The 2,964-nt window shown below is 29.5% G+C and carries 2 protein-coding genes; both read left to right on the top strand.

Annotation, left to right across the window (positions count from 1 at the left end; translation table 11 throughout):
• The first annotated feature begins 593 nt into the window (after positions 1 to 593).
• On the top strand, positions 594 to 1,889 hold the full coding sequence (locus DFR79_RS15425; protein WP_133516358.1) for a hypothetical protein: 1,296 nt from the start codon (positions 594 to 596) through the stop codon (positions 1,887 to 1,889).
• A 143-nt stretch (positions 1,890 to 2,032) separates the two neighbouring features.
• Positions 2,033 to 2,884, top strand: a complete 852-nt coding sequence (locus tag DFR79_RS15420; RefSeq protein ID WP_166638083.1) for a hypothetical protein — start codon at positions 2,033 to 2,035, stop codon at positions 2,882 to 2,884.
• Positions 2,885 to 2,964: the final 80 nt, after the last annotated feature.

Genomic DNA, 2,964 nt, shown 5'->3' with positions numbered 1-2,964 from the left:
TCTCTTGCAGCTGTTTAGCTGAAAATGCAGAGGAAAGGCAAGAGATGCGCCAACCTAAAGACCAGGACAGCCACGTCGCAAATGCTCGGAACGTTATATGCAATAATAACTGAACATCAGCAAAAAGAGAGAAGAGATAGGGTTGGATCATCGCTAACTGGCATGAACTAACTCCTGCAAATGAAGGAAATAATAATTGAAAGTTTTCAGTGGTTTAAACAATAAACCTGGAGGATTTGAATTTACAAAATCATTTACATATATCAGAGAGTAAATTAGTCACTGTTAGATCTTCCCGCACTTCGTGAAGATTTAATATAGTACATAGTTGATGAACTTATTTGCTGGTTAAGGAAGAATATTGATATTTCATTAAGTTGAAGCAGAGAGAAACTTTTTACCCGGCAAGTTATTACAGCATATAACATGGGATTGGCGTCATGCCTTCTGTCATAAAGCTTGCAGGCTAACCAATAACGGATATGGAAAAGCAAGCTTTACGCCAGTTCCTGACGGAACCAGTCACGAGCGCAAATCCCAGGGACGTTATATGACATAATGACATGAAAATTCAAAAAGAAGGAGAATCTGGAATGAATGATATAAAAGTTAGTGATGTTTTTGGGGTAAGAAAAGAAATGGTTTTAAGTTATATTGAGCGTGAAAATGTTGACGGAAAATTTGAAAATGCATTAGAAAGCGATAGACATATAGTAATATATGGATCATCAAAACAAGGTAAATCTGCACTAGTTCAAAAACATATCTCTGAAGATAAAATGATTTCAATTGGTTGTGGTCCTAAGATGAGTACTCAGGATATATATAAATCTTTGCTTAGACAAATTGGTATAAAAATAGAAACTTCTCAAGAAAAAACTCAAAATTCTAGTGGAGAAGTTACTGTAAAGACAAGTATAAAAGCATTACTACCTTTTGGACAAGCAAAAGCTGAAGCAGGTGCAAAGATAAGTGAAGAAGATGAAAATAAAGTTTCATATAGTCATATTGAATTTAATTTAGAGATAGCTCAAGATATAAGCGAATTACTTGACGAATGTAATTTTGATAAACTTATAATAATAGAAAATTTTCATTATTTGGATGAGGAAGAACAAAAAACTTTAGCATTTGATTTAAGACATTTTCAAGAAAAGGGCTATAAATTTATTATATTGGGTATATGGAGAGAAAAGAATAGATTAATACAATTTAATGGGGATTTATTAGATAGAATCACTGAAATCCCTGTTGAACCTTGGGAAAATAAAGATTTTGATTTTGTAATAGAAAAAGGAAGCGAAATATTAAATATTAATTTTAGTGAAGAAATTATTGCTGAGATGAAAGATATATCATTTGGTAATATTGGAATTCTCCAAGAACTATGTAAGGAGACATGTTTAGCTGCAGAAATAACAGAAAAATGTGATGACCATAATACTATTAAAAATAATGATTATTTTGAAAAAGCTATTGAAATAAAGGTTTATCAATATAGTTCTAGGCATTTAAGAGTTTTAGAAAGTATAGCAGATGCTGGGAAAAAATATAGGGAAGGTTTATTCATGCCATATTATTTAGTTATAGTTATAATCCAGAGTGACATTGATGATTTAAAGGATGGTATTAGCCGAAGATCTTTAACTGACAAAATAAGAGAAATTCATTACAGAGGAGAAGATGTGAGAAGTAGTGATATATCATATTTACTTCATAATTTAGCTGAATCTCAAAGTAAAAAGAAGATCATACCACCATTATTTGATTATGACAGAGTTAATAGGCGTTTGAGAATTATTGATACATCATTAACTTTTTTCTTGAATTTTGAAAATAGTAAAGAAATTATAGAAGTTATTCCCGATCCAACTGAAAATATAAGCTAAGTCATTACGTCATATAACATGGGATTGAAGATTCCGCTGCGCTCCATCCAAATTCATTCGGCAAGGGCAGTCGCCCTAAGCCTCATGAACTTCTTAAATCCCAGTAACGTTATATGAAATTCGGACAATTAGAAAATAAGGAAGTGATCAAAATAACTATTAATATAAATTCTGATTTGATAGATAAATTTAGAGATAAAGTAAATGAAAATCATATGTTTTATGAATTATATAGAAGCAATGCTGGAAAAAACAAATGGAATATAATATGTTCAGCTATGGATTGGTTAACTGTTGTATCAAAGGGAATAACTAAAATTAATATTAAAAATGATAATGGATTTGCGTCTAATCATTTGTTATCGCTTAATTGCATGCAATATATTGTTGCAATTGATATTTTATTAGAGTCTATTAAACAACTTTATAGAGTATTGGATGGTGAAGATAATTATCCACTAAATAAGGATAAAAGTATTTTTAAACAAAGTGAGATAAGTGATGATAAATATTTTAAACATATTCGTGCAGTTTTTGGTACTCATCCAGTTAATTTAAAAAGTGTTGATGGTATAAGAAAAAATAATGATGAAAAATTTTATGCTAGTTGGTCAACTTCTGTTTTATTAGATTATGATTTTTCAGTTTTTCTTTATAGTAATAAACCCGAAAAAGAAAATATAAAATTTGGCTTTGATATTGAAAAAATCAATGAATATGCCCAAAAAAGGTATAATTTATTAAATGATCTTATAAAAAAAGTGGATATAGTTATCCAAGATCATATTTCAAATAAAAAGAAAATAGACATAAAAGAAAACAAAAACCCTATAAAACAATTAGAAATACTAATAAAAGAGAATGAAGAAAGGATTAGTTCACAATACGGATATGCACATCAACTAAATTATCTCTATAGATTATTGAAAGTAGATATAAAAGATGATGAATGGAAACCAATTATTGATAATTATAAAGATTGTAACGCCCCCTAAGAGTATTGGACAGAGACCAATTAAACATCTTATAATAATTACAGGGGGTAAAAGCAAATGGCTAAATCTTATGATCCTGA

The sequence above is a fragment of the Halanaerobium saccharolyticum genome, assembly GCF_004362045.1.
Taxonomy (GTDB): domain Bacteria; phylum Bacillota; class Halanaerobiia; order Halanaerobiales; family Halanaerobiaceae; genus Halanaerobium; species Halanaerobium saccharolyticum_C.
The sequence above is the reverse complement of the archived record's forward strand: the minus strand, read 5'-3'. Positions and strand labels throughout refer to the sequence as shown.

What these genes read in the sequence shown, in the direction of transcription:
- DFR79_RS15425 (WP_133516358.1), top strand. Translation starts at nt 594, where the DNA reads ATGAATGATATAAAAGTTAGTGATGTTTTTGGGGTAAGAAAAGAAATG.